Source organism: Nonomuraea rhodomycinica (assembly GCF_013363995.1).
GTDB classification, from domain to species: domain Bacteria; phylum Actinomycetota; class Actinomycetes; order Streptosporangiales; family Streptosporangiaceae; genus Nonomuraea; species Nonomuraea rhodomycinica.
In genome coordinates this window covers 1,404,513-1,429,278 of record NZ_JABWGO010000001.1, presented here as the reverse complement: position 1 = coordinate 1,429,278, position 24,766 = coordinate 1,404,513, and the positions used below count along the sequence as shown (strand labels likewise).

Sequence of the window (24,766 nt, the reverse complement as noted above, 5' to 3'; positions counted from 1 at the left end):
AGGGGAGTCACGGAAGTGCGCATGGCCGAGCTGAGCACGGACACGGGAGTGCCCGTCCCGACGATCAAGTACTACCTGCGGGAGGGTCTGCTGCCCCCGGGCCGGCCGGTCGGCCGCAACCAGGCCGACTACGGCCCCGAGCACGTCCGGCGGCTCAAGCTGGTCCGGGCGCTGGCCGAGTACGGCGGCCTGAGCATCGCCGCCATCGGCGAGCTGGTCCGGCACCTGGACGACCCGGAGATCAGCGACAACAACCTGCTCGGGCTCGGCCAGCTCATGGTCACCGCCCGTCAGGAGCCGCTGCCGGGGCCGCACGTCGAGCGGGCGCGGCGGGCGCTCGACGAGTTGTGCGCCCGCCGGGGCTGGAAGGACATGAGCGAGCATCCCGCGTACGCGACGCTGGTGGGGGTGATGGCGAGCCTGGAGGACCTCGGCCACGAGGCCATGCTCGCCTCGCTGCCCGAGTACGCGGAGGCCGCCGAGCTGATCGCCGAGGCCGACATGAGGGTCGTCGGCGAGCTGGGCGACCGGGAGCGGACGCTGGAGGTGGTGGTGCTGGGCACGCTGATGGGCGACACGCTGCTCACTGCGCTGCGCCGCCTCGCCCAGGCCAACGTCGCCCTGCGCCGCTACGGCCCGAAGTGACCTCCGCGCCTCGGCGAGGGCGCGCAGGCGCGCCCCGCGGGGGGCTCAGATGCCGAGGTGGGCGTCCTTGAGGCGGGAGATCGCCTCGGGGGCGCCCGTGAGCTCCACCCGCGCGTGCTCCTGCCGCCCGAAGCAGAACAGCAGCAGCTCCGGCGCCGGCCCGGTGACCTCCACCTTGGGGCCGATCCTCGGACCGCCGAGCGCCACGCCGCCGCCCGTCCGGTGCAGCACCACGCCCACCGGCGAGCGGCGCAGCATCAGCCGCCCGCCGGCCGACACGCGCTTCCACATGAGCCGGTCCAGGTCCTCGGGCATGGCGCGCGGCTCCCAGGCGGGCTGGGCCCGGCGCACGTCCTCGTGGTGGACGAACATCTCCAGCGTGTTGACCGCGTCGTCGAGGAACGGCACCAGCCCGTAGACACCGCCCGGCCTGCGCACCAGCCCCACCAGCTCCGGGTACGGGTGGCGGGCCTTCAGCGACTCCTGGACCGCGGCGGTGTGGCCCGCCAGCGGCTTGAGCGCGATGCCCGCCGCCGCGTCCGGCCGCCGCTCGCGCAGCACGAGGTGGGCGGCCAGGTCGTAGGTGGTCCACCCGTCGCACAGGGTCGGGGCGTCGGGGCCCAGCCGGTCCAGCAGGTCGCACAGAGCCGCGCGTTCGCCACGAGCGTGAGTCACGTCCCCACCCTACCCGCGGGGAATAACGTGTTGATCGGGAGTGATTGGGTGTAACGGACAACTCTGTCGCGACGGAAGGAAACCCATCGAGTGGCCAGCAAGGTGACCTCGGCCGTCATGCGTCAGGGACTGCGCGTCCTCGGAGTGGCGATCCGCGCGGAGAAGGCGGTGTTCGCCTCGGCCGTCCTGGCCAGCGCCCTGTACGGAGGCATGACCGTGGGCTCCGCCTGGGCCCTGGGCTGGGCCACCGAGCACGTCGTGCTGCCCGCCTTCTCCACGGGCTCCGCGACCGCCGGCGCCCTGTGGACCGGCGTGCTGCTGATCATGGGCGCGGCGCTGCTCAAGTCGATCGGCGTCGCCGGCCGGCGCATCCTGGCCGGGCTCATGCAGTACCGCATGCAGGCCCGTTCCCGCCGCGAGGTGACCAAGCAGTACCTGCGGCTGCCGCTCGCCTGGCACCACCGGCATCCCACCGGACAGCTCCTGTCCAACGCCAGCTCCGACGCCGAGGCCGCCTGGGCGCCGCTCGCGCCGCTGCCCATGGCCGTGGGCGTGGTCGTCATGCTCGTCACCGCGGCCGTCGCGATGGTCCTCACCGACCCGGCGCTCGCCGCCGTGGGCTTCCTGATCTTCCCGGCCATCGCCGTGCTCAACCTCGTCTACCAGCGCCGGCTCAGCCCGCTCGCCACCCGCGCCCAGCAACTGCGCGCCGAGGTCAGCGAGATCGCCCACGAGAGCTTCGACGGCGCGCTCGTCGTCAAGACCCTCGGCCGGGAGGAGCTGGAGACCGACCGGTTCCGGCGGCGCGCCGAGGAGCTGCGCGACGCCAACATCGCCGTCGGCCGGGTGCGCGGCCTGTTCGACCCGATGCTGGAGGCGCTGCCCACGCTGGGCGTGCTCGCCGTGCTCGGCGTCGGCGCCGCCCGGCTCGCGTCCGGCTCCATCGACCCGGGCGACCTGGTGCAGGTCGCCTACCTGTTCACCCTGCTCTCCTTCCCCATCCGGGCGCTCGGCTGGGTGCTCGCCGAGCTGCCGCGCAGCGTGGTCGGCTGGGAGCGGGTGCGGGCCGTGCTGGAGGCCAGCGGCTCCATGGAGTACGGCGCCGCCGCCCCGCCCGCGACGGCGGAGCCGGCCCGGCTGGAGGCGTCCGGCGTGTCCTACTCCTACGGCACCGGCCCGGAGGCCGCCGCCGTGGTCCGCGACGTGTCCTTCGCGGTGGAGCCGGGACGCACCGTCGCCCTGGTCGGCCCCACCGGATCCGGCAAGTCCACGCTGGTGCAGCTCCTCGTCCGGCTGGTGGACCCGGCGGAGGGGCGCGTGCTGCTCGACGGCGTGGACCTGCGCGAGCTGCCGTACGGCGCCGTGGCCGAGTCGGTCGCGCTGGTGCCGCAGCAGACGTTCCTGTTCGACGACACCGTGCGCGGCAACATCACGCTCGGCCTGTCCGTCAGCGACGAGGACGTGTGGGCGGCGCTGCGCCTGGCGCAGGCCGACGGGTTCGTGGCCCGCCTGGAGTCCGGCCTGGACACGCGGGTGGGGGAGCGGGGCGCGACCCTGTCCGGCGGCCAGCGGCAGCGGCTCGCGCTGGCCCGCGCGGTCGCCCGCCGGCCGCGCCTGCTCATCCTCGACGACGCCACCTCCAGCGTGGACCCGCAGGTCGAGGCGCGCATCCTGCACGGGCTGCGGGACGCGGCCGCCGCCTCCAGCGTGGTGGTCGTCGCGTACCGGATGGCCACGATCGCCCTGGCCGACGAGGTCGTCTACCTCGACCGGGGCCGCGTGGTGGACCACGGGACGCACGACGAGCTGCTCACGCGCTGCGAGGGCTACCGCAACCTGGTCACCGCCTACGAGCGTGAGGAGGCCGAGCGCGCCGCCCTCTCGGCCGAGGAGGAGGCCGCCCGCGGGGCGGCCGGGCCGGGAGCGGCCGATCGGGAAGCAGCCGGGCGGGCCGCCGTCGCGGCCGCCGAGGAAGAGGGGATCAACGCGTGAGCGACGTCCGGGGGATCGGCGCCAGCGCCGAACGCTCCGCGCTGGCCACCATCCGCCGCGGGCTGTCCCTGACGCCCGAGTTCCGCAAGGGACTCGCCGGGACGCTCGCCCTCGCGGTGGTGGCCACGGCCGGCAAGGTCATCGTGCCGATCGCGGTGCAGCAGACCATCGACACGGGCCTCAAGGACTCCTCGCCCGACGTCGGGTACGTCACGCGCGCCGTCCTGCTGTGCGCGGCGGCCGTCGTGCTGACCGCCCTGGCCGGCTACGTCATGAACGTCCGCCTCTACAAGGCGACCGAGTCGTCCCTGGCCACCCTGCGCGTGCGCGGCTTCCGCCACGTCCACGACCTGTCGGTGCTCACCCAGAACACCGAGCGGCGCGGCGCGCTGGTCTCCCGCGTCACCAACGACGTGGACCAGATCAGCACGTTCATGCAGTGGGGCGGGCTGATGATCATCGTGTCGCTCGGCCAGCTCCTCGTGGCCAGCGTCCTCATGCTCTTCTACTCCTGGCAGCTCACGCTGCTGGTGTGGGCGTGCTTCCTGCCGCTGATGATCGCCCTGCCGCGCTTCCAGCGGTGGCTGTCGGGCGCGTACACCTCGGTCCGCGAGCGCACCGGCGACATGCTCGCCGCCGTCAGCGAGTCCGTCGTCGGCGCCGCGGTCATCCGCGCGTACGCGGCCGAGCGGCGCACCGCGGAGCGCGTCGACAAGGCCGTGGACGCCAACAAGGCGGCCCAGACCCGGGCGCAGACCATCGTCGGCTTCGTCTTCCCGCTGACCGAGATCGTCGCCGCCCTCGCCATCTCCGGGATCGTGCTGCTCGGCGTCAGGCTCGGCCTGTCGGGCGACATCACGGCCGGCCGGCTGGTGGCGTTCCTGTTCCTCGTGACGCTGTTCGTCTCCCCGCTGCAGACCGCCACCGAAGTGCTCAACGAGGCCCAGAACGCCGTGGCCGGCTGGCGGCGCGTCCTCGGCGTGCTCGACACGCCGCCCGACGTCGCCGACCCGGGCGCCGACGGCGTGGAGCTGCCCCGCGGCCCCATCTCCGTCGCCTTCGAGGGCGTCCACTTCGCCTACCCCGGCGGCCCGCCCGTGCTGCGCGAGGTGACGGCCGTGATCCCGCCGCGCTCCCGCGTCGCCGTGGTGGGGGAGACGGGGTCCGGCAAGACCACGTTCGCCAAGCTGCTCACCCGGCTCATGGACCCCGTCTCCGGGCGCGTCACCGTCGACGGGCACGACCTGCGCGGCGTGCGCTTCTCCTCGCTGCGCGAGCGCATCGTCATGGTGCCGCAGGACGGTTTCCTGTTCGACGGCACGCTGGAGGACAACATCCGGTACGGCCGCCCGGCCGCCACCCGCGAGGAGATCGAGCTGGCCATGACCGAGCTGGGGCTGGCCGACTGGGTGGAGGGGCTGCCCGCCGGGCTCGCCACGCCCGTGGGGCAGCGCGGCGAGTCGCTGTCGGCCGGCGAGCGGCAGCTCGTCGCCCTGGCCCGCGCCTACCTCGCCGACCCCGACCTGCTCCTGCTCGACGAGGCCACCTCGGCCGTGGATCCGGCCACCGAGGTGCGCATCGCCCGGGCGCTGGAGGGCGTCACGCGTGGCCGCACGGCCATCTCCATCGCGCACCGCCTCTCGACCGCGGAGAACGCCGACGAGGTGCTGGTGTTCGACGGCGGCCGGCTGGTCCAGCGCGGCCCGCACGCCGAGCTCGTCCGGCAGGAGGACGGCGTCTACGCGGCCCTGCACGCCTCCTGGGTCTCCGCCGCCCGCTCCTGACCCGGCCGGCGAAGGGGCCGCGGTCTCAGCCCGCGCAGGTGGAGAACGTCACGCTGGTCCCGGCGGGCGTGGAGACGATGGTCACGTGGTCGCAGAGCAGCCGGGTCAGCCACAGCCCCCGGCCGCCCGTGTCGTAGCGCGACGGCGTCCGCTCGGACCCCATCCACCCCGGCGGCAGCCCCGGCCCCTCGTCGGTCACCTCGCACCACAGCCGGCCGTCCAGCGACCACAGCCGCAGCCGGCCGCTGCCGCCGCCGTGCAGCACCGCGTTCGTGGTGATCTCGTTCACCGCCAGCACGAAGTCCTCCAGCCGGCGGCCCGCCAGCCCCTCCGCCGCGGCGAACTGCGCCACCGCGCGCCGCACCACGGTGATGCGGCCCCGCGCGAAGCTCCGCACCAGCGCCGGCCTACCCACCGTCACCCCGGCGGACCGTCAGCAGCGCGTCGGCCCGCACCAGCCGCAGCACCCGCGCCACGGCCTCCCCGCACACCACGACCGTCGGGCGGCCCTGCCGGGCCAGCGCCGTCGCCGTGAGCAACTGCGCCGACCCGGCGTCGATGAACCCCAGCGCCGTCAGGTCGACGACCACCTCGCCGGGCTCGCGCTCCAGCGGCGCCAGCACCGAGGCCAGCGCCTGCCTGTTGGTCAGGTCCACGTCACCCGACAGCCGCAGGCCCGGCGGCCGGGACGTCGCGGCGTAGCGCAGCGCCGCCCGCTCCGGCGCGATCGGGTGGACCGACGCCGCCCGCTCCACCGCCTCACCGGAGAACAGTCGCAGGTCGTACTGGCACACCGACGCCAGCCGCCGCTCCCCGAACAGCGGGTTGGACACCGCCTCGCACGTCGTCTGCCGCGCCGGGTCGCCGGCCCCCCACGCCGCGTCCACCAGCGCGTACAGACCGGCGTAACCGTCCTGCCCGGCCTGCTCGACCGCGGCGCTCAGCCCCTTGAGCACCCGGCCCGGGTCCGGCCGCCCGCCGGTCAGGCTGCTGCGGCCGGCCGGCCGGATCACGACCCGGCCCTCCTCCTCCGCCCGCGCCAGCCCCGGCACGGCCGGGGCCAGCCAGCCCCTGGTCTGCTCGGGCGTGTGGGCGCAGGTGACGATGAGCACCCGGGCCCCGCGCCGCAGGCCGTTGGCGGTGAGCAGCCGGGTCGCCGAGATCCGCTCGCCCTCGCCCGCGAACGGCAGGCACACATGGTCACCCAGCTCCGGGTCCAGGACGGACCCCGCGACGTCCATCACGACCCTCCCCGGCGTTCGGCGGGCGTCCCGCCCCCTGTGCCGCTCCGACGACGACCGTACCGGGCCAGGCGCGATCACGTAGTGCACTCTTCAACGAACTCAGGGTGACGAGTCGTCGAACCCGGTACGGTGCTGAACACGGGACCGGCCCGCGGGGCCGGAGGGCGTCATGGGGAGCAGGGCGTGGACGTGCTGCGGATGACGCGGCGCAGGCACGGCGACCTGACGGTCGTCAGCCTCGCCGGTGAGGTGGACGTCGACAACTCGGGCCGGATGCGCACCTGCCTCGACGAGTCGGCCAGGGCGCGCGGCTGCCGGCTGGTCGTCGACCTGAGCGCGGTGACGTTCATCGACACGACCGGGCTGGGGGTGCTCGTGCGGGTCCGCGCCGACCTGCGCGAGCGCGAGGGGAGCATCGCCCTCGTCGCGCCCGGCGGTCAGGTGCTGCGCCGGCTGCGCCGCACCAACCTCGCGCCGCTGTTCCCCATCTACGCCACGCTCTCCCAGGCGCTGGCCTGACCGGGCGCTCCGGTGCGCCGGGCGGCCGGCGCGGCTGGTTGAATGGCGGCATGTCCCTCGACCCGAAGGTCGCCGAGCGGCTCAAGCGCAACGGCGACGGGCTGGTGCCCGCGATCGTCCAGCAGCACGACACGGGCGAGGTCCTCATGCTCGCCTGGATGGACGACGAGGCGCTGCATCGCACCCTCACCACCGGCAGGGCGACCTACTGGTCGCGCAGCCGGTCCGAGTACTGGGTGAAGGGCGCGACGTCGGGCAACGTCCAGCACGTCAAGGCGGTGTCGCTCGACTGTGACGGCGACACGCTGCTGGTGCAGGTCGACCAGGTGGGCGCCGCCTGCCACACGGGCGACCGCACCTGCTTCGACGCCGCCCCGCTGGAGGTGTCGGCCGCGCCATGACCGGCCCGCAGGACACCCCGGGCCCGCGGGACTCCTCGGGCCCGGACGACGCCGCCGCCCGTCCCGCCGCCGCCCGTCCTGACGCCGTCGCCCGTCCGAGCCAGGAGCCCGGTGACGCCCGTGACGCGGGAGCCGCCCGTGCGGCGGGGCGCGGGCGCGGTCGCGAGTTGTGGAGGTGGGTGGGCCTGACGGCCCTCGGCTGCACCCTGGTGCTGTTCGCCGCGACCCGCGCGTGGATCACCGTGCGCGCCGGGCACCCCGCGGGCGTGCCGGTCGGCGCGGGAGCCGACCCGGCGGCGCCGACGGGCGGCGAGCTGGCCCCCGTGCTGACGCCCCTCGCGCTGGCCGGTCTCGCGGGCGTGGTGGCGGCGCTGGCCTCGAAGGGGTTCACCCGCCGGGTGGTGGGGGCGCTGCTGACCCTGTGCGGCCTGGGCGCGGGGCTCGCCACCTGGCTGGCGGTCGCCGGTGACACCCCCGCGGGCTGGCTGCGCGAGCACGACGCGCTGCGCGGCCTCGGCTCGTTCTCCTGGGACGTCGTGGTGGTCTGGCCCGTGCTGGCCGGGCTCGGCGCGGCGCTGATGGTCGCGGGCGGGGTGCTCGCCGCCGTGCGCGGCCCGCGGTGGGCGGGCATGTCCGACCGCTACGAGCGCGCACCGGCGGCGGGCCGTCCCGAGGCCGCCGGCGACCGCGCCCTGTGGGACGCCCTCGACCGCGGCGACGACCCCACCTGAAGCCCCCTCGCGTTAGCGGGGTTTCGTGGTGGAACGGACCGTACTGGGGCCTCTGTCCTGGTCGCGGCTGTCGCGTGGAGGTTACAACTCGCCCTCGGTCCCCTGGCCCACCGGACCGCTGTTCCTTTTGTCAATAAGCTGCCCCTGCAACGGGCCACGACGACGGAGGATCGACATGGGGTACGGGGACCAGAGCGGCAGCGGCGGCTACGGCGCGCAGCCGCCTGGGGGAGGGTACGGCCAGCAGCCCCCGAGCCAGGGCGGCTACGGCCAGCAGTCGCCCAACGGCGGCTACGGCCAGCCGCCGGCCGGTGGCCAGGGCTACGGCCAGCAGCCCGGCGGCGGATACTCCGGCCAGCCCGGCAGCGGCGGTTACGGTTACGGCCAGCCCGGCTCGGGAGGGCAGGGATACGGCCAGCCCGGCTACGGCCAGCCCGGCTCGGGGCCGCAGGGGTACGGCCAGCAGGGCTACAGCCAGCCGAACCACGACCAGCAGGCGTACGGCCAGCAGGGCTACGGCCAGGCCTACGGTCAGGCCCCCTACGGCGGGTACGGCCCGGCGCAGCCGCGCAGCACCAACGGCCTGGCGGTCACCTCGCTCGTCCTCGGCATCGTCGGCCTGGTGTTCTGCGGCCTGACCAGCATCCCGGGTGCGATCCTCGGCCACATCGCGCTCAGCCGCATCAAGCGCACCGGCGAGGACGGCCAGGGCATGGCCATGGGCGGCCTGGTCACCTCCTACATCACGATCGTGCTGTGGCTGGTCCTGTGGCTGTTCTTCGGCGGCATGTGGCTCGCCCTCATCGGCGTCACCACGGCCGCCAGCACCTCTGGCTCGTACTGACGCCCCGAAGGGTTTCCTGACCCGTTCGGCGCCGTTGAGTGAAGTCCGCCGGTTGGTCACGGAGACTTCCGGTCTGATCACAAATTGTCCGCAAAGTGGATGTATTTCCACGTCCCGGGTGGTTTCTCGCTAGGCTGCCGCGCGCAACTCGCCAGAGATGGACACATGAGGAGTCACAGCATGAGCTACGGGAACCAGGGCGACGGCGGGTACGGCGCCCAGCCCCCCGGCGGCGGTTATGGCCAGCAGCCGCCCAGCGGCGGTGGTTACGGCCAGCAGCCGCCGAGCGGTGGCGGTTATGGCCAGCAGCCCCCGAGTGGCGGCGGTTATGGCCAGCAGCCGCCGAGCGGCGGTGGTTACGGCCAGCAGCCGCCGAGCGGCGGCGGCTATGGCGGTGGTTACGGCCAGCAGCCCCCCGGCGGGGGTTACGGCCAGCCCGGCGGTTACGGCGCCCCGCAGACCCCGCCGGACAACCACCTGGTGGCCGCCATCCTGACGACGCTCTTCTGCTGCCTCCCCCTGGGCATCGTCTCGATCGTGAAGTCGACGCAGGTCAACTCCAAGTGGCAGGTCGGCGACTACCAGGGCGCGGCGCAGGCGTCCGAGGAGGCCAAGACCTGGTGGAAGCGCGCGCTGATCGCCGGCATCATCTGGTGGGTCCTCGTGATCATCGGATACGTGGTGCTGTTCGTGGTCGTGGCGTCCCAGGTCCCGAGCTCGACGTACTGATGGGTATGGCGAACATCGAGCGGCGCGGCTCCGACCGGCTGCGGTCGGTGCTCGCGCCGCTCGGCGTCGCCGCCGCCGCGGGCGTGGTCTTCGCCGTGGTGGGCACGATCGACCCCAACGAGCCGGGGCACTATCCGACGTGCCCGTTCCTGTGGGCCACCGGCCTGTACTGCCCGGGCTGCGGCACGCTGCGCACCATCCACGCGCTGGCCCACCTCGACCCGGTCGCCGCGCTGGGCCTCAACCCGCTCGCCATGGCGATGATCCCGTTCCTGGTGTTCTGGTGGGGACGCTGGCTGGTGCGCGCCCTGCAGGGCCGCCCGCGCCGCACGAGCCTGGCCCACCCGGCGTGGCTGTGGGCGTTCCTCGTGCTCGTCCTCGTGTACTGGGTCGTCCGCAACCTGCCCTTCGGGGCGTTCCTCGCGCCCTAGCCGGGGTCGGTGGCGGAGCGATGCCGCCGGGGCCGATACCATCGCAGGGACAGGCCGGGAGCGGACGCGACGCGAACTTCCTGCCATCCCCTACTGCCGACCGGAGGGATCCCAAGCGCGTGAGTGAGCGGACGGAAGGACCGAGCGTCCTCGACGACATCCTCGACGGGGTGCGTGCCGACCTCGCCGCACGCCAGCAGGACGTGTCGCTCGACGACCTCAAGCGGCGGGCCGAGCGGGCTCCCGCCCCCCGCGACGCGCTCGCGGCGCTGGGCGGCGACCGGGTCTCGGTGATCGCCGAGGTCAAGCGCTCCAGCCCCTCCAAGGGCGCGCTCGCCGCGATCGCCGACCCCGCGGCGCTGGCCGCCGACTACGAGGAGGGCGGCGCGCACGTCATCAGCGTGCTCACCGAGCGCCGCAAGTTCGGCGGCAGCCTCGACGACCTCGCCTCCGTCCGCGCCCGGGTCGACATCCCGATCCTGCGCAAGGACTTCGTCCTCACCTCCTACCAGCTGTGGGAGGCCCGCGCCCACGGCGCCGACCTGGCGCTGCTCATGGTCGTCTGCCTGGAGCAGGAGGCGCTGGTCTCGCTGATCGAGCGGGCCACCTCCATCGGGCTCACCCCGCTGGTCGAGGTCCACACCGAGGAGGAGCTCGACCGCGCCCTGGCGGCGGGCGCCCGCGTCATCGGGGTCAACGCGCGCAACCTCAAGACACTCGAGGTCGACCGGGATGTCTTCGCCAAGATCGCGCCGAAGATCCCCGATAATGTCATCAAGATCGCGGAGTCGGGGGTGCGAGGGCCGCACGACCTGCTCGCCTACGCCCGCGCCGGGGCCGACGCGGTGCTGGTCGGCGAGAGCCTGGTCACCGGCAAGGACCCGCGCAGGGCGGTCGAGGCGCTGGTGACCGCCGGCGCCCACCCGGCCACGCGCCCCGACCACGGAGCAGAGGGACAGCAGTGACAGACGAAGGCTCCATCCTGACCGCCGCCGACCTGGCCGGCAACGGCGTCCACGGCGACGACCCCGACCGGCACGGCAAGTTCGGGATCTTCGGCGGGCGCTACGTGCCCGAGGCGCTGATCCCGGCGCTCGACGAGGTGGCCTCGGTCTACGAGAAGGCCAAGAGCGACGAGCAGTTCCTGCGCGAGTTCGACCACCTGCTGCGCACGTACGCGGGGCGGCCGACCACGCTGACCGACGTGCCGCGCTTCAGCGAGCAGGCCGGCGGCGCGCGGATCATCCTCAAGCGCGAGGACCTCACCCACACCGGCGCCCACAAGATCAACAACGTGATCGGCCAGGCGCTGCTGACCAAGCGGCTCGGCAAGAAGCGCGTCATCGCCGAGACCGGCGCCGGCCAGCACGGCGTGGCCACCGCCACCGCGGCGGCCCTGCTCGGCCTGGAGTGCGTCATCTACATGGGCGCGGTCGACTGCGAGCGCCAGGCGCTCAACGTGGCCCGCATGAAGCTGCTCGGCGCCACCGTGGTGCCGGTCCACAACGGCTCCCGCACGCTGAAGGACGCGATCAACGAGGCGTTCCGCGACTGGGTGACCAACGTCGACACCACCCACTACCTGTTCGGCACCGTGGCCGGGCCGCACCCGTTCCCCGAGATCGTGCGCGACTTCGCGCGGATCATCGGCGTCGAGGCGCGCCGCCAGATGCTGGAGCTGACCGGGCGGCTGCCCGACGCGGTCTGCGCCGCCGTCGGCGGCGGCAGCAACGCGATCGGCATCTTCCACGCCTTCATCGAGGACCGCGACGTCCAGCTGCACGGCTACGAGGCCGCCGGCCACGGCCTCGACAGCGGCGAGCACGCGCTCACCCTCACCGCCGGCTCCGTCGGCGTGCTGCACGGCTCGCGCACGTACGTGCTGCAGGACGACGAGGGCCAGACCATCGAGTCCCACTCGATCTCGGCCGGCCTCGACTACCCGGGCGTCGGCCCGGAGCACGCCTGGCTGAAGGACACCGGCCGCGCCACCTACCACGGGGTCACCGACGACGAGGCGATGGCCGCCTTCTCGCTGATGGCCAGGACCGAGGGCATCATCCCGGCCATCGAGTCGTCCCACGCGCTGGCCGGCGCGCTGCGGCTCGGCCGGGAGCTCGGGCCCGAGGCCACGATCCTGGTCAACCTGTCCGGCCGCGGCGACAAGGACATGGGCACGGCCATGAAGTACTTCAACCTCTGACACCGAGGCCCTTCGACGACGGGCCCTCCGGCACCGGGGCCCGTCCATCGGGGCCCTCCGGCACGGCGGGCCCCTCGCCGGGGACCGCGTGACGGCCCCGGCGAGCGGAACGGCCCAGGCCCGGGCGCACGCGTCGGCGGCGGCTCGATGACGGCACGACGGGTCGATGACGGCATGATGGGAAGGGCGGCGGCGAAGAGGCCACCGACCACCGAGAACGGACGATCATGACTACTCTTCAGACGGTGTTCGCCAAGGCGAAGGCGGACAACCGGGCCGCGCTGGTCGGCTACCTTCCCGCGGGCTTCCCGTCCAAGGACGGCGCCATCGCCGCCGCGGCCGCCCTCGTCGAGGCCGGCTGCGACGTCATCGAGATCGGCCTGCCCTACTCCGACCCGCTCATGGACGGCCCGACCATCCAGGACGCCGTCCACCGGTCGCTGACCAACGGCACCCGCATCGCCGACGTCATGCGCACCGTCGAGGGCGTGGCCGCCACCGGCGCGGCGACGCTCGTCATGACGTACTGGAACCCGATCGACCGCTACGGCGCCGAGCGGTTCGCCCGCGACCTGGCCAACGCGGGCGGCGTCGGCACCATCACGCCCGACCTGACGCCCGAGGAGTCGGGCCCGTGGCGCGAGGCGTCGGCCGCGGCGGGCATCGACACGGTGTTCCTCGTGGCGCCCAGCTCCACCGAGGAGCGCATCCAGGCGGTCGCCGACTGCTGCACCGGGTTCGTGTACGCCGCCTCCCTCATGGGCGTCACGGGCGCCAGGGAGTCGGTCAACGTCGCCGCCGAGGGACTGGTCAAGCGCACGCGCGCGCACACCGACCTGCCGGTGTGCGTGGGGCTCGGCGTCGGCACCGGCGCCCAGGCCGCCGAGGTGGCCGGCTACGCCGACGGCGTCATCGTGGGGTCGGCGTTCATCCGCCGCATGCTCGACGCGCCGGACGAGGCCGCGGGCCGCGCCTCGATCGCCGAGCTGGCCCGCGAGATGGCGCAGGGCGTCCGCTCCCGCGGCTGACGTCCCTCTCAGGACCGGCGCGCCCGGGCTCCCTCGCGGGGCCCGGGCGTGTGTCGTTCTCATGCCGGCGGCGATGCGTATTGACGCATAGGTGTTGCGAGATGTCAGTATCGCGGAGAGAGTCGGAGTTCCCGACGAAGGACACGTATGCGCCTTCCCGCCGCGCTCGCAGCCTCCCTCGCGTTATCCCTGCTGACCCCGTTCGCCCCCGCGCCCTCCGCCCTCGTGCCGCCCGCCCTTGTGCCACCCGCCCTCGTGCCGCCCGCCACGGCCGCGCAGGCGACCACGCCGCCGCCCACGACGGCACCCCGGCCCGACCCCACCCCGGCGCCCCGGCCCGACCCCACTCCGGCGCCACCCTCGTACGACCTGGCCTCGCCGGACCCGCGGCCCACCGGCGCCCCCGCTCCCACGCCCACCGCGCAGGCCATCGCCCCCGAGCCCGCCACCGTGGCCGAGCCCCTCACGATCTCCTCCGACCGGCTCACGGTCGATCTCGACCCCGCCTTCCCCCGGATCCTGCGCTACACCGACCGCGGCACCGGAGCCACGCTCGGCGGCAGCACCGGCGTGCCCGCCGTCGTCCTCAACGACCGGCCGTACGAGGTGACCGTCCGGCCGGCCGGCCGCGACGCCGCGAGCGCCCGCTACCGCCTCGCCTTCCCCGCCCTGCCCGGCGTGAGCCTGGAGGCGAGCGTCCGCGTGCGGGGCCGGGTGACGACGTTCGCCGTGGACGAGGTGGCCGACACCGCCGCCTTCCGCGTCACCACGATCGACCTGCCCGGCCACGGCCTCGTCTCCGTGGCGAGCGACGAGCCCGGCGCGGCCACCGCGTTCACCCGGCTCGACCCCAACTCCACGCGCACCGCCGACGTGTTCGCCGCCGTCACGCCGCGGACCGCGCCCGACGCCGCGCCGGTCGGGGCCACGTACGCGATCGTGAACACCGCCCGGCTGGCCGCCGCCGTCGAGTCGAACTCCACCTACGACCGCCCGGCCGGCCCCACCGACAAGGACGCCGCCCGCTTCTGGCACCAGGCCACGAAGGAGCCCGGCGGCACGGTCAGGGTGGGCGTGTGGAGCGGCCAGTGGACCCACCGGGCCACCGGCTCCCCGTTCACCGAGGAACGCCCCTGGGCCAAGGTCGTCGTCACCCCCGACGCCAACGGCGACGGCACCCTCGACTGGCAGGACGGCGCGCTCGCCTTCCACGAGATCGGCGTCAAGGCGCCCGGCGCGGACGCCACCAAGGACCGCGTCGTCACCCACATCCCGTTCAACTTCTCCAGCCAGGCCACCCACCCGTTCCTGCGCACCCTGGACGACGTCAAGCGGGTCTCGCTGGCCACCGACGGCCTCGGCCAGCTCGCCATCCTCAAGGGCTACCAGTCGGAGGGCCACGACTCGGCGCACCCCGACTACGGCGGCCACCACAACGAACGCGCCGGCGGCCTGGCCGACCTCAACACCCTGCTGAGGGAGGGCCGGCGGTGGAACGCCACGTTCGGCGCCCACGTCAACGCCACCGAGGCCTACCCCGAGGCGCACGCCTTCAGCGAGCAGCTCGCCGACCCCAAGGCCAAGGGCTGGGACTGGCTCGACCAGGCGTACCTCATCGACCAGCGCGGCGACCTCACCCGGGGCACGCTCGCCGCGCGGCTCAGGCGGCTGCGCGAGGAGACCGACCCCAACCTCGCGCTGCTGTACGTGGACGTGTTCCGGCCGTTCGGCTGGGTCGCCGACCGCACCGGCCGCGAGCTGGCCGCGCAGGGCTTCCAGGTCGCCACCGAGTGGTCCGACAAGCTCGAACGCACCTCCCTGTGGGCGCACTGGGCGAACGACCTCAACTACGGCGGCGCCACCAACAAGGGACTCAACTCGCAGATCATCCGCTTCATCCGCAACGGTGAGAAGGACGTCTGGAACGCCCACCCCATCCTGGGCAACGCCCGGATCGTCGAGTTCGAGGGCTGGACCGCGGAGAACGACTACACCGCCTTCCTCCGCAACATCTGGCAGCACAACCTGCCCGCCAAGTTCCTGCAGCGCCACCGCATCCTCGACTGGAACGCCGACGAGATCGTCTTCTCCGGCGGGGTGCGCGGCACCTCCTCCGGCGGCACGCGGCGGCTCTACGCGGGCGGCCACAAGGTCCTCGACGGGGGCGCGTACCTGCTGCCGTGGGACGGCCGCCTCTACCACTACAACGCCGCCGGAGGCGAGACCACCTGGGACGCCGACCGGCCGCTGACCGTCTACCGGCTCACCGACCAGGGACGGGTGCGGACCGGCGTCGTCACCCCCGTCGGCGGCCGGATCACGCTGCGCGCCGAGGCCGGCGTGGCCTACGTCCTCCACCCCGGCGCCGCGCCCGCCCCGCGCGACCCGCGATGGGGCGAGGGCAGCGGCGTGCGCGACCCCGGCTTCGGCGACGACCGGCTGCGCGGCTGGACGACCGCCGGCTCCGTGAGCGTCGAGACCGACGCGCTCGGCCGCCGCGTCGCCCTGCTCGGCGACGGCGCCCCGGCCGGCCTGGAACAGCGGTTGACGGGGCTGCGGCCCGGCCGGCCGTACACCGTGTCGGCCGCCGTCGAGGTCGAGCCCGGCCGCTCCCGCGCGACCACGCTGGAGGTGAGCGCGCCCGGCCTGCGCGAGAGCGTGACCCTCAGCCGCTCCACGGCCAGGAACTACATCGCCTCCGACGAGAAGCACGACACGTTCTTCCAGCGCGTTCCCGTGCGGTTCACGCCACGGGGCTCCACGGTGACGTTCCGGATCACCGCCGCGGGCGGGACCGGGCGGGTGCGCGTGGACGACGTGCGGCTCATGCCGACCGCCGCGCCGGAGACCGTGGGAGCCTTCGAGTCGCCGGAGCCCGGCTGGGGACCCTTCGTCAAGGGCGACGCCGGGGGAGCCTTCGACGCGCGCACCCACCTGGCCGAGCGGCACGAGCCGTACACGCAGGCGGGCTGGAACGGCAAGGCCGTCGACGACGTCATCGGCGGGCGGTTCTCGCTCAAGTCGCACGAGGAGCGGCGCGGCCTGGTCTACCGCACGCTCCCGTGGACGGCGCGGTTCGAGCCGGGCCACGCCTACGAGGTGTCGTTCCGCTACCAGAGCAGCCTGGCCGGGGCGTACGCCTGGGTGACCGGTTACGACAAGGGCGGCGACAGCGTCGAGACCCGCGCCACGCCGCTGCCGGAGCGGCGCGCGACCACCCGGTTCGCCGAGCGGGTGGACGCCGGCTGCGGCGACGTGTGGGTGGGGCTGCGCTCCCTCCAGGCCGAGCAGGAGGGGGCCGACCTGGTCCTCGACGACTTCGCCGTGCGGGACCTGGGGGAGCCGGCCGAGGCCCGGGCGTGCGCGTCGCTGACCGTCACGCCCGCGTCGCCGGTGTTCGAGCAGGGGGTGGCGGGCGACGTGGACGTGAGCTTCGTCAACCGCGAGGACGTGCCGGCCGTGGACGTCCGCGTGACGCCCGCCGTACCGGACGGGTGGACCGTCGCGGGAGGCGACGGACCGGCCACGGTGGAGCCGGGCGGCACGCTGAGGACCTCGTGGAAGGTGACGCCGCCGGCCGGCGCGCCGTACGGGAGCTACGAGATCGGGGCGACCGCCTCCTACACCGCCGCCGGGAGCCCGAGGACCGTCGCGGCGGCGGCCTCCGTGCGGACCCTCCCGCCGCCGCCCTCCGGCGACGCCTGGGCGAGCGACCTCGACTGGGTCGGCGCCGACAACGGCTGGGGACCGGCCGAGCGCGACCGCTCCAACGGCGACTCGGCGCCCGGCGACGGCCCGCCGCTGACGATCGGCGGCCAGGTGTTCGCCAAGGGCCTCGGCACGCACGCGCCCGCCCGCCTCCGCTACTTCCTCGGCGGCTCCTGCACGGCGTTCACGGCCTCCGTGGGCGTGGACGACTCGCAGGGCGCCCGGGGCTCGGTCCGGTTCACGGTGCTGGCCGACGGGGTGGTGAAGGCGGCCAGCGGGGTGCTGCGGGCGGCCGACGCGCCGTACGCGCTGGCGGCGGACGTCAGTGGTGCCCGATATGCCGAACTTGTCGTGGACGACGGCGGAGACGGCGTGGGAAACGACCACGCCGACTGGGGAGGCGCCCGTTTCCGCTGCTAGCCTGGATCTCGCCCGGGAGGACGCGAAACGCCAGGCGGGGCGCCTTTCCCGCCTTAACCGACGCTTATCGGCTCCGTGATCGGATGGTCTCCGGGTAACTGTGCGCATCCCAGCGCGGAGACAAGGAGAAGGCCCGTGATCGCGTCGTCTGCGTCACTGCCCGCGAGATCAGCGATACCCTTGGTGACGACCGTCGCCCGGCTCGTGCTGGGCGGGGTGCTGATCGCGGCAGGCTGGCTCAAGATCGGCAATCCGTCCGACAGCGTCGTGGCGGTCAAGGCGTACCAACTGCTGCCCGACTCGGTCGCCACGACCGTGGGCTACGGCCTGCCGATCATCGAGATCGTGGTCGGCGTGCTGCTGGTGGTCGGCCTGATGACGAAGGTCGCCGGGGTGATCGCGGCGCTGCTGATGCTGGCCTTCGTGTTCGGCATCGGCTGGGCGTGGGCCCACGGCCTGCGCATCGACTGCGGCTGTTTCGGGGGCGGCGGCGAACTGGGCGTCGGGCAGGAGCCGTCCTACCTGCTCGACATCCTGCGCGACTTCGGCCTCGTGCTGCTCGGCGTCTGGACCGTCCGCTTCGCGCCCGGCGCCTTCGCGCTCGACTCGACGCTCGGCCTGGCGGGCGACACGGGCGGCGACGGCCCGGCCGACGATGACGACCACGGCGAGGACGATCAGGACAAGGGGACACGGGCATGAGCAAGGGGGAACGGATGAAGACGACCGCACGTGAGAAGATCAAGCAGCAGCAGGCCGCCCAGCGTCAGCGCGAGAAGCGCCGGCGCGTGGTGACCTACGCGGCGGTGGGCGTCGTCGCGCTGGCCGCGATCGGGGGCGGCTGGCTGTACGCGGCCAGCAGGTCGCAGTCGGAGGAGGCGGCCGGCGGCGACCAGGCGCCGGTCACCGTGCAGTCCGACGGCTCGGTGGTGATGGCGAGGAGCGGCGTCGAGAAGCCCGTCCTCGACGTCTACGAGGACTTCCAGTGCCCCGCCTGCAAGCAGCTCGAGACCGTCAGCGGGCAGACGTTCAAGAACCTCGCCGCCGAGGGCAAGGCCAAGGTCGTCTACCACCCGATCTCGATCTTCCAGCGGGAGCCCACCCGTGGCAACTCCCTGCGGGCCGGCGCCGCCGCCCGCTGCGTCGCCGACGGCCGGCAGTGGCTGGCCTTCCACGACATCCTCTACAAGAACCAGCCGTCCGAGACCGTCGAGGGCTTCAAGACCAACGACCTGGTCACCTGGGGCAAGGAGGCCGGCGTGACCTCGCCCGACTTCGAGCAGTGCGTCACCTCGCAGAAGCACGCCCAGGCGCAGCTCTCCTACGCCGACAAGGTCATCAAGGAGCAGAAGATCGAGGGCACGCCCACCGTGAAGCTGAACGGCGTGGCCCTGGAGGGCAATGTCGCCTTCACGCCTCAGCAGCTACGCGATCAGGTCACGAAGGCGGCCAAGTAGCCTGACGTCCGCTACCCTCACCGACATGCCCCTTGCCTCGATTCCCAGCCCTTCCCAGGGGGTCTGGTACCTCGGAATCATCCCGATCCGGGCCTACGCCCTGTGCATCGTCACGGGCGTGATCGTCGCCGTCTGGCTGAGCGAGCGCCGCTGGCGCGCCCGCGGCGGCCAGAAGGGCACGATCATCGACATCGCCGTGCCCGCGGTGATCTTCGGCCTCATCGGCGGCCGGCTCTACCACGTCATCACCGACTGGCAGATGTACTTCGGCCCCCGGGCCATCAAGCCGGCCTACAAGGCGCTGTTCATCTGGGAGGGCGGCCTCGGCATCTGGGGCGCGATCGCCCTGGGCGCCGTGGGCGTGTGGATCGCCTGCCGCCGTCGCGGCCTGTCGCTGAGCGCCGTGGCCGACACGGTCGCGCCGGGCATCGCGTTCGCCCAGGCCATCGGGCGCTGGGGCAACTGGTTCAACCAGGAGCTGTACGGCGGGCCGACCACGCTGCCGTGGGGGCTGCAGATCGACCAGCAGCACGGCGGGGAGCCGGGGGTGCTCTACCACCCGACGTTCCTGTACGAGTCGCTGTGGAACGTGGCCCTCGGGTTCCTGCTGCTGTTCGTGGGCAGCAGGTACAAGTTGCGCCACGGGCGGCTGTTCGCCCTGTACGCGGCCGGCTACACCCTGGGGCGCTTCTGGGTCGAGGGCCTGCGCATCGACCCCGTGGGCGGCGTGGACCACGCCGTGACGTTCCTGGGCATGCGCCTCAACCAGTGGACCGCCCTCGTGGTGTTCGTCGGGGCGGTCGTCTACTTCTTCGCGACGCGTCACAAGGACACCGTGGAGCACGTGCTCCCGCCGGGGGTCCAGCCCCTGGCCGGGGGCGACGGGGCGGTCGCCGACCCGGCCCACCCCGCCGACCAGGCCGACGAGGCGGAGACCTCCGGCGAGGCGGGCCCGGAGAGTGCCGAGGCGGGCCCCGAGAGTACGGTGAAGACGGAGAGCACCGCGGAGGCGGAGGGCGAGCCCGAGGCGGAAGGGGCGGCCCGGGAGCCCGGTGAGCACGCCACGGCAGAGGAGAAGCACGCGCGATGACCGGACGCGCGGAGATGCACCACCAGCATCGCGACGTCACCGGCGGCTGGCTGCGGCCGTCGGTGTTCGGCGCGATGGACGGGCTGGTGTCCAACTTCGCGCTCATCGCCGGCGTCGCCGGTGGTTCCTCCGACGCCAAGGTCGTGCTCCTGGCCGGCGGCGCGGGCCTGGCGGCGGGCGCGTTCTCCATGGCCGGCGGCGAGTACGTGTCGGTGGCCAGCCAGCGTGAGCTGGCCCTGGCCGAGATCGCCGTCGAGCGGCGCGAGCTGCGGCGCAACCCCGAGGCCGAGCAGGCCGAGCTGGCCCAGGCCCTCGTCGACAAGGGCGTCCTGCCCGAGACCGCGGCCGAGGTGGCCGCCCAGATCTCCCGCGACCCCGAGCGCGCCCTGGAGGTGCACTCCCAGAACGAGCTCGGCGTCGATCCCCACTCCCTGCCCTCGCCCAGGCTGGCGGCCGTCTCGTCGTTCCTGTCGTTCGCGGCCGGCGCGCTGCTGCCGCTCGTGCCCTACCTGCTCGGCGCCACGAGCCTGGTGCTGTCGGCCGTGGTGTCCTGCGTGTCGCTGTTCGCCGCGGGCGCCCTGGTGTCCACGGTGACGGCCCGCAGCTGGTGGTTCTCCGGCCTGCGCCAGCTTCTCGTGGGCGCCCTGGCCGCCGCGCTCACCTTCGCCCTGGGCAACCTGATCGGAGCATCCGGCCTGTGACCACCACCAGGCAGGCGCCGCGCAAGCGGCGCCGTCCCCCGCGTTCGGACTGGCAGTTCCCCGTGCTCACCGACCTGGGGCTGGCGCCGAAGCACCAGAAGCTCATCGTGATCGTCGCCAGCGTCGTCGGGGTCGTCGCCGGCGCCTGCGGCCTCGTCCTCGCCATCGCCTCGCTCGGCACCTTCACCCCCGACCGGGAGCCCGGCGGCACGGTCGGCGGCGGCGCCGTGCTGCCCGCCACCTACGACGCCTGGTCCTCGCCGAAGCTGTTCCAGCCCGTCCTCGACCGGGCCAAGGACGCCAAGCCGCTCACCGACAAGGAGGTCTTCGCCCAGAAGACCCTCACCGGCGGCAAGAAGCTCACGCTCAAGCTCGCCGCCCGGAAGATCGACGCCGACTGCTCGGCCGCGGTGTGGGGCGAGGAGCTGCGCGCCAAGGTGGCCGACGCCGAGTGCAACCAGGCCGCCCGCGGCCTCTACACCAGCTCCGACGGCCGCTACATCGGCCAGTACACCCTGCTCAACCTGCGCGACGGCCAGGCCGCCGCCGACCTCGTGGAGTCGCTGAAGCTCGGCTACCGGGGCGGCTGGGTGCAGGCGCTGCCCGCGGGCTCGGCCGCGTTCCCCCGGGGCGGCTACTCCGAGGGCGCCGGCTACGCCCTCGGCCACTACGTCGGGCTGGTGTGGCTGGGCAGGACCGACGGGGCCGAGCCGACCGCCCGGGACGACTTCGTGGGGCTCGCGCTGACGCTGCGCGGCGCCGAGAAGGCCGTCTACCGCCGCGTCGTCACGATCACGGGACCGAAGTCCTGATGCGGCCCACCACAGGAACGGAGGCCTGATGCCGCGCCGTCTCATCGTCGCGCTGGCGGCCGTGGCCGGGCTCGCGGTGGCCGCCGCCGGTGCGTGGTTCTGGCTCGGCGGCGACGAGCCCCGGCCGGCCACGCTCCGCAGCGAGCGCACCTCGGCCCTCTACTCCCTCATCGACACGCGCCAGGCCGACTCCCGGCCGCTGACGGTCGACGAGGTCTTCACCGGCGGCACCGCCACGCTGGGCACGCTGCGGCGGGTGTCGGCCGAGCAGCTCGACGGCTGCGACGACGCGCTGTGGGGCGCCACGGCCACCGGCTGCACCCAGGCGTTGCGGGCCACGTACGAGGGGCCGGCGGGGGCGGCGGGCCAGTTCGTCATCTTCAACCTGGCCGACGGGCGCGCCGCCGACGCGCTGGTGGCGGCGCTGGGCAAGGACGGGTTCGTCCGGCCGGCGGTGTCCCTCGACGCCGCCCACAGCCGGGCCACGGCACGCGCGATGGGCCACTACGTCACCGTGAGCTGGGCGAGCACGCCGGGCGGCCGCGGTGCCGACCTGGTGCCGACGCTGATCGAGCTGGACAAGCTCGGCCAGGTGGTGCAGGCCCGGGTCGTCGCGGCGACCTGAGGCCGAACCGCGTACCCGCGGGCATCGGGTCTCAGGAGAGGTCGGGGGAGAGGTCGCGGGTGAGGGCGTCGAGGTCGGCGAGCCGCTGGGAGGCGTCGAGGCGGGCGGCCGTGGCGACGAGGACCAGCTCCGTGACCGCGATCTCGTGGGTGAGGGGCGCGATCGGCCCGGCCGCCTCGCGCGGCAGCCGTACCAGCACCTCGGCCTCGTCGGCCAGCGGCGACTCCCACGCGTCGGTCACGAGGATCAGCCGGGCCCCGCGTCCCCGCGCGGCCCGGACGAACCTGGCCGTGTCGGGGGAGTAGCGGCGGAAGTCGTAGGCGACCACCACGTCGGACGGCCCGAGGTCGAGCAGGGCCCGGGCGCGCTGGGGCGGCGTCCCGGGCACGCGGCGCGCCCCGGGGCGGAGACCGGCGAGCTGGCGTGCCAGGTAGTCGGCGGCCAGCTCGCTCAGCGGCCCGCCCAGCGCCCACACCGCGCGGGCCTCGGCCAGCCGTGTGGCGACGGCGTCCAGCAGCGGCGCTGTCATCGCGGCCAGCGTGCCCGCCAGCCCGGCCCGCAGTTCCTCGGCCGCCTGGCCGGTGTCGGGCGGCCGGGTGACGAACTCCCGCAGCCGTGACTGGTCCGCCTCGCGGGCGCCCGCCCGTACCGCTGCCTGGAAGTCGGCGAAGCCGGCGAACCCGAGCCGCCCGACCAGCCGCGAGGCGGTCGGCGGGCTCACACCGGCGCGCTCGGCGAGCGAACGCAACGACCCGAGCGCCGCGAACGGGTAGTCGTCGAGGATCACCCGGGCGATCGCCCGCTCGCCGGGGGGAAGCTCGGGATAGACCGCGCCGAGGCGGGCCGCCAGCGTGTCGGACTCCATGCTGACAGATGTTACACAATCTCGGATTTGGCCGTAACGATGAAACGAATGTTATGGTCCGTGGCATGAGCACCTGGCATGGTCTGATCGACAGCGCGTACCGGCGCTGGCTGCCCGTCACCGACGACACCCCCGCCGTCTCCCTCCACGAGGGCAACACACCGCTGCTCCGCTCCGCGCACCTGTCGGAGCTGACCGGCTGCGACGTGTGGCTGAAGGTCGAGGGCGCCAACCCGACGGGGTCGTTCAAGGACCGCGGCATGACCATCGCGGTCAGCCGGGCCGTCCAGGCCGGCGCCGAACTCGTCGTCTGCGCCTCCACCGGCAACACCAGCGCCTCGGCCGCCGCCTACGCCGCCCGCGCCGGGCTCGCCGCCGCCGTCCTCATCCCGCGCGGCGCCGTCGCGCTCGGCAAGCTCGGCCAGGCCGTCCGGTACGGGGCGCGCGTCGTGGAGATCGACGGCACCTTCGACGACTGCCTGCGCGTGGCCCGCGAGCTGGCCGCCCACCATCCCGTCGCGCTGGTCAACTCGGTACGCAACGAGCTGCGGCTCGCCGGGCAGCGGACCGTGGCGTACGAGATCGTCGACGCCCTCGGCGACGCGCCCGACATCCACTGCCTGCCGGTCGGCAACGGCGGCAACATCACCGCCACCTGGCAGGGCTACCGGACCTACGCCGCCGAGGGCCCGGCCACCCGCCTCCCGCGCCTGTGGGGCTTCCAGGCGGCCGGCGCCGCCCCTCTCGTCACGGGCGCGCCCGTCGCCGAGCCCGCCACGGCCGCCAGCGCCATCCGCGTCGGCAACCCCGCCACCTGGGACGGCGCCGTCGCGGCCCGCGACGAGTCGGGCGGCCTGATCGCGGCGGTCACCGACGAGCAGATCTTCGACGCCTACCGCATGATTGCCCGCCACGACGGCGTCTTCGCCGAACCCGCCTCCGCCGCGGGCGTCGCCGGCCTGCTCGACCAGCACGGGCGGGGCGGCGTCCCGGCGGGCTCGCGCGTCGTCATCACGCTCAGCGGCGACGGACTCAAGGACCCGGACGCCTCCCTGCGCGACGGCTACGCCTCCACGCGGACGGGCGCAGCCACGGGCGAGGTGGCCAGGGCCCTGCACCTGGCGGCCTGACCCCCGGCGCCCGCCGGCTGCCCGGCTGACGCACCCCGCTTGCGTTCGACAGAACATGACGGGAAGCGCATTTTAGGCACCGCTCCGCGTGTCGCGGATGCCGCGGGGGAGGATCCCCCCGCAGCGTCGCACGCGCGAAAGGAAATGCCGCGATGGGCCAGAACGCCGATCCGCAGATCATCGTCCCCGTTCCCACACCGTTCGGGGACGCCATCGGCATCTCCTGGTGCACGGTCTCCGACAGCGACTCCCGGCTGGTCATCTCCGGATTCAGCGAGGACGGAAAGGCGGCCGGCAGCCTGACGGCGGGGTTCTCGGGCGGCATCGAGCTGGACATGGCGGCAGGGTCCGAGCGGGTCACGCTCAAGGGCGGCATCTCGGCCTCGTCCAGGTACCTCTACGAGATCGTCGGTCAGGAGGACGGGCATTCCGGGCGCTTCATCATCCATGACGACGACTCCACCGGCAATCCGGACTTCACCCAGCTGACTCAGGCGTGGGCCGGCCTGGCCGACTCGTTCATCACCGTCGGTTACGCCCTCGGCAACGGGGCCGGAGGCGGTGATCAGCGGCGCGCCTCCTGCCGGATGCTCGCGGCGGGTGTCCTCCTGGAGGGCGTCAACTTCACCATCGACTCCGGTCCCGGGGGATGGAGCAGACTGGGGGACGCCGCACTCGCCTATCTCAGCGACGACTGCGGCTCCGCTTCGGCGTGAGACGGGGCGGGGACCA

At 74.0% G+C, this 24,766-nt stretch carries 25 protein-coding genes; 21 read left to right on the top strand and 4 right to left on the bottom strand.

What is annotated here, in order from left to right; genetic code table 11:
* Positions 1-21: 21 nt before the first annotated feature.
* Positions 22-645 (top strand): MerR family transcriptional regulator, encoded by a 624-nt coding sequence (locus tag HT134_RS06615; protein WP_217707216.1) that lies wholly within the window; start codon positions 22-24, stop codon positions 643-645.
* Between the two features lie 45 nt (positions 646-690).
* On the opposite strand, the gene HT134_RS06610 is transcribed toward HT134_RS06615, so the two are convergent.
* Positions 691-1,320, bottom strand: a complete 630-nt coding sequence (locus tag HT134_RS06610; RefSeq protein WP_175599285.1) for a TIGR03085 family metal-binding protein — start codon at positions 1,318-1,320, stop codon at positions 691-693.
* 117 nt (positions 1,321-1,437) lie between these two features.
* Between HT134_RS06610 and HT134_RS06605 the strand changes: the two genes are divergently transcribed.
* Together HT134_RS06605 and HT134_RS06600 are read left to right on the top strand one after the other, a co-directional pair.
* The gene (locus tag HT134_RS06605; RefSeq protein ID WP_175600185.1) at positions 1,438-3,312 is read left to right on the top strand and encodes an ABC transporter ATP-binding protein; all 1,875 of its coding nucleotides are present in this window, start codon (positions 1,438-1,440) and stop codon (positions 3,310-3,312) included.
* Positions 3,309-5,096, top strand: a complete 1,788-nt coding sequence (locus tag HT134_RS06600; protein ID WP_175599284.1) for an ABC transporter ATP-binding protein — start codon at positions 3,309-3,311, stop codon at positions 5,094-5,096. Before HT134_RS06605 ends, HT134_RS06600 begins: the two co-directional genes overlap by 4 nt.
* Before the next feature lie 25 nt (positions 5,097-5,121).
* Here HT134_RS06600 and HT134_RS06595 read toward each other — a convergent pair whose 3' ends face one another.
* Together HT134_RS06595 and HT134_RS06590 are read right to left on the bottom strand one after the other, a co-directional pair.
* The gene (locus HT134_RS06595) at positions 5,122-5,517 is read right to left on the bottom strand and encodes an ATP-binding protein (protein ID WP_175599283.1); all 396 of its coding nucleotides are present in this window, start codon (positions 5,515-5,517) and stop codon (positions 5,122-5,124) included.
* Positions 5,504-6,337: an MEDS domain-containing protein gene (locus HT134_RS06590; RefSeq protein ID WP_175599282.1), complete on the bottom strand. Its 834-nt coding sequence runs from the start codon at positions 6,335-6,337 to the stop codon at positions 5,504-5,506. The genes HT134_RS06595 and HT134_RS06590 overlap by 14 nt, the downstream gene beginning before the upstream one ends.
* A gap of 186 nt (positions 6,338-6,523) precedes the next feature.
* Between HT134_RS06590 and HT134_RS06585 the strand changes: the two genes are divergently transcribed.
* The 16 genes from HT134_RS06585 (at position 6,524) to HT134_RS06510 (ending at position 22,039) form a co-directional block, all read left to right on the top strand.
* Entirely contained in the window at positions 6,524-6,859 is a 336-nt protein-coding gene (locus HT134_RS06585; RefSeq protein ID WP_217707215.1) for an STAS domain-containing protein, read from the top strand.
* A gap of 50 nt (positions 6,860-6,909) precedes the next feature.
* Positions 6,910-7,260 carry a phosphoribosyl-AMP cyclohydrolase gene (hisI, locus tag HT134_RS06580; RefSeq protein WP_175588649.1) on the top strand — a complete coding sequence of 117 codons (351 nt, stop codon included), beginning with the start codon at positions 6,910-6,912 and terminating at the stop codon, positions 7,258-7,260.
* Entirely contained in the window at positions 7,257-7,991 is a 735-nt protein-coding gene (locus HT134_RS06575) for a Trp biosynthesis-associated membrane protein (RefSeq protein WP_175599281.1), read from the top strand. The genes hisI and HT134_RS06575 overlap by 4 nt, the downstream gene beginning before the upstream one ends.
* Positions 7,992-8,166: 175 nt before the next feature.
* Positions 8,167-8,835 carry a DUF4190 domain-containing protein gene (locus HT134_RS06570; protein WP_175599280.1) on the top strand — a complete coding sequence of 223 codons (669 nt, stop codon included), beginning with the start codon at positions 8,167-8,169 and terminating at the stop codon, positions 8,833-8,835.
* A gap of 180 nt (positions 8,836-9,015) precedes the next feature.
* The gene (locus tag HT134_RS06565; RefSeq protein WP_175599279.1) at positions 9,016-9,564 is read left to right on the top strand and encodes a CD225/dispanin family protein; all 549 of its coding nucleotides are present in this window, start codon (positions 9,016-9,018) and stop codon (positions 9,562-9,564) included.
* Between the two features lie 5 nt (positions 9,565-9,569).
* Positions 9,570-9,995 (top strand): DUF2752 domain-containing protein, encoded by a 426-nt coding sequence (locus HT134_RS06560; RefSeq protein WP_217707214.1) that lies wholly within the window; start codon positions 9,570-9,572, stop codon positions 9,993-9,995.
* Positions 9,996-10,114: 119 nt separating this feature from the next.
* Positions 10,115-10,960, top strand: coding sequence for an indole-3-glycerol phosphate synthase TrpC (trpC, locus tag HT134_RS06555; RefSeq protein ID WP_175599277.1), 846 nt, complete (start codon positions 10,115-10,117; stop codon positions 10,958-10,960).
* 32 nt (positions 10,961-10,992) lie between these two features.
* The gene (trpB, locus tag HT134_RS06550) at positions 10,993-12,198 is read left to right on the top strand and encodes a tryptophan synthase subunit beta (RefSeq protein ID WP_175600183.1); all 1,206 of its coding nucleotides are present in this window, start codon (positions 10,993-10,995) and stop codon (positions 12,196-12,198) included.
* Between the two features lie 227 nt (positions 12,199-12,425).
* On the top strand, positions 12,426-13,226 hold the full coding sequence (gene trpA / locus HT134_RS06545; RefSeq protein WP_175599276.1) for a tryptophan synthase subunit alpha: 801 nt from the start codon (positions 12,426-12,428) through the stop codon (positions 13,224-13,226).
* A 147-nt stretch (positions 13,227-13,373) separates the two neighbouring features.
* The gene (locus HT134_RS06540; RefSeq protein ID WP_175599275.1) at positions 13,374-17,354 is read left to right on the top strand and encodes an endo-alpha-N-acetylgalactosaminidase family protein; all 3,981 of its coding nucleotides are present in this window, start codon (positions 13,374-13,376) and stop codon (positions 17,352-17,354) included.
* Positions 17,355-17,537: 183 nt separating this feature from the next.
* On the top strand, positions 17,538-18,056 hold the full coding sequence (locus tag HT134_RS06535) for a MauE/DoxX family redox-associated membrane protein (RefSeq protein WP_175599274.1): 519 nt from the start codon (positions 17,538-17,540) through the stop codon (positions 18,054-18,056).
* A 14-nt stretch (positions 18,057-18,070) separates the two neighbouring features.
* Positions 18,071-18,811: a DsbA family protein gene (locus HT134_RS06530; protein ID WP_246363558.1), complete on the top strand. Its 741-nt coding sequence runs from the start codon at positions 18,071-18,073 to the stop codon at positions 18,809-18,811.
* 25 nt (positions 18,812-18,836) lie between these two features.
* The gene (gene lgt / locus HT134_RS06525) at positions 18,837-19,901 is read left to right on the top strand and encodes a prolipoprotein diacylglyceryl transferase (RefSeq protein ID WP_175599272.1); all 1,065 of its coding nucleotides are present in this window, start codon (positions 18,837-18,839) and stop codon (positions 19,899-19,901) included.
* Positions 19,898-20,602 carry a VIT1/CCC1 transporter family protein gene (locus HT134_RS06520; RefSeq protein ID WP_175599271.1) on the top strand — a complete coding sequence of 235 codons (705 nt, stop codon included), beginning with the start codon at positions 19,898-19,900 and terminating at the stop codon, positions 20,600-20,602. Before lgt ends, HT134_RS06520 begins: the two co-directional genes overlap by 4 nt.
* A complete protein-coding gene (locus tag HT134_RS06515) occupies positions 20,599-21,414 on the top strand; it encodes a hypothetical protein (protein ID WP_175599270.1) in 816 nt (271 codons plus the stop codon). The genes HT134_RS06520 and HT134_RS06515 overlap by 4 nt, the downstream gene beginning before the upstream one ends.
* 28 nt (positions 21,415-21,442) lie before the next feature.
* On the top strand, positions 21,443-22,039 hold the full coding sequence (locus HT134_RS06510) for a hypothetical protein (protein ID WP_175599269.1): 597 nt from the start codon (positions 21,443-21,445) through the stop codon (positions 22,037-22,039).
* A 31-nt stretch (positions 22,040-22,070) separates the two neighbouring features.
* On the opposite strand, the gene HT134_RS06505 is transcribed toward HT134_RS06510, so the two are convergent.
* The gene (locus tag HT134_RS06505; protein WP_175599268.1) at positions 22,071-22,904 is read right to left on the bottom strand and encodes a MurR/RpiR family transcriptional regulator; all 834 of its coding nucleotides are present in this window, start codon (positions 22,902-22,904) and stop codon (positions 22,071-22,073) included.
* 65 nt (positions 22,905-22,969) lie between these two features.
* Between HT134_RS06505 and thrC the strand changes: the two genes are divergently transcribed.
* Both thrC and HT134_RS06495 read left to right on the top strand, forming a co-directional pair.
* Entirely contained in the window at positions 22,970-24,034 is a 1,065-nt protein-coding gene (thrC, locus tag HT134_RS06500) for a threonine synthase (protein ID WP_175599267.1), read from the top strand.
* 152 nt (positions 24,035-24,186) lie between these two features.
* Positions 24,187-24,750 (top strand): hypothetical protein, encoded by a 564-nt coding sequence (locus HT134_RS06495; RefSeq protein WP_175599266.1) that lies wholly within the window; start codon positions 24,187-24,189, stop codon positions 24,748-24,750.
* Positions 24,751-24,766 lie beyond the last annotated feature (16 nt).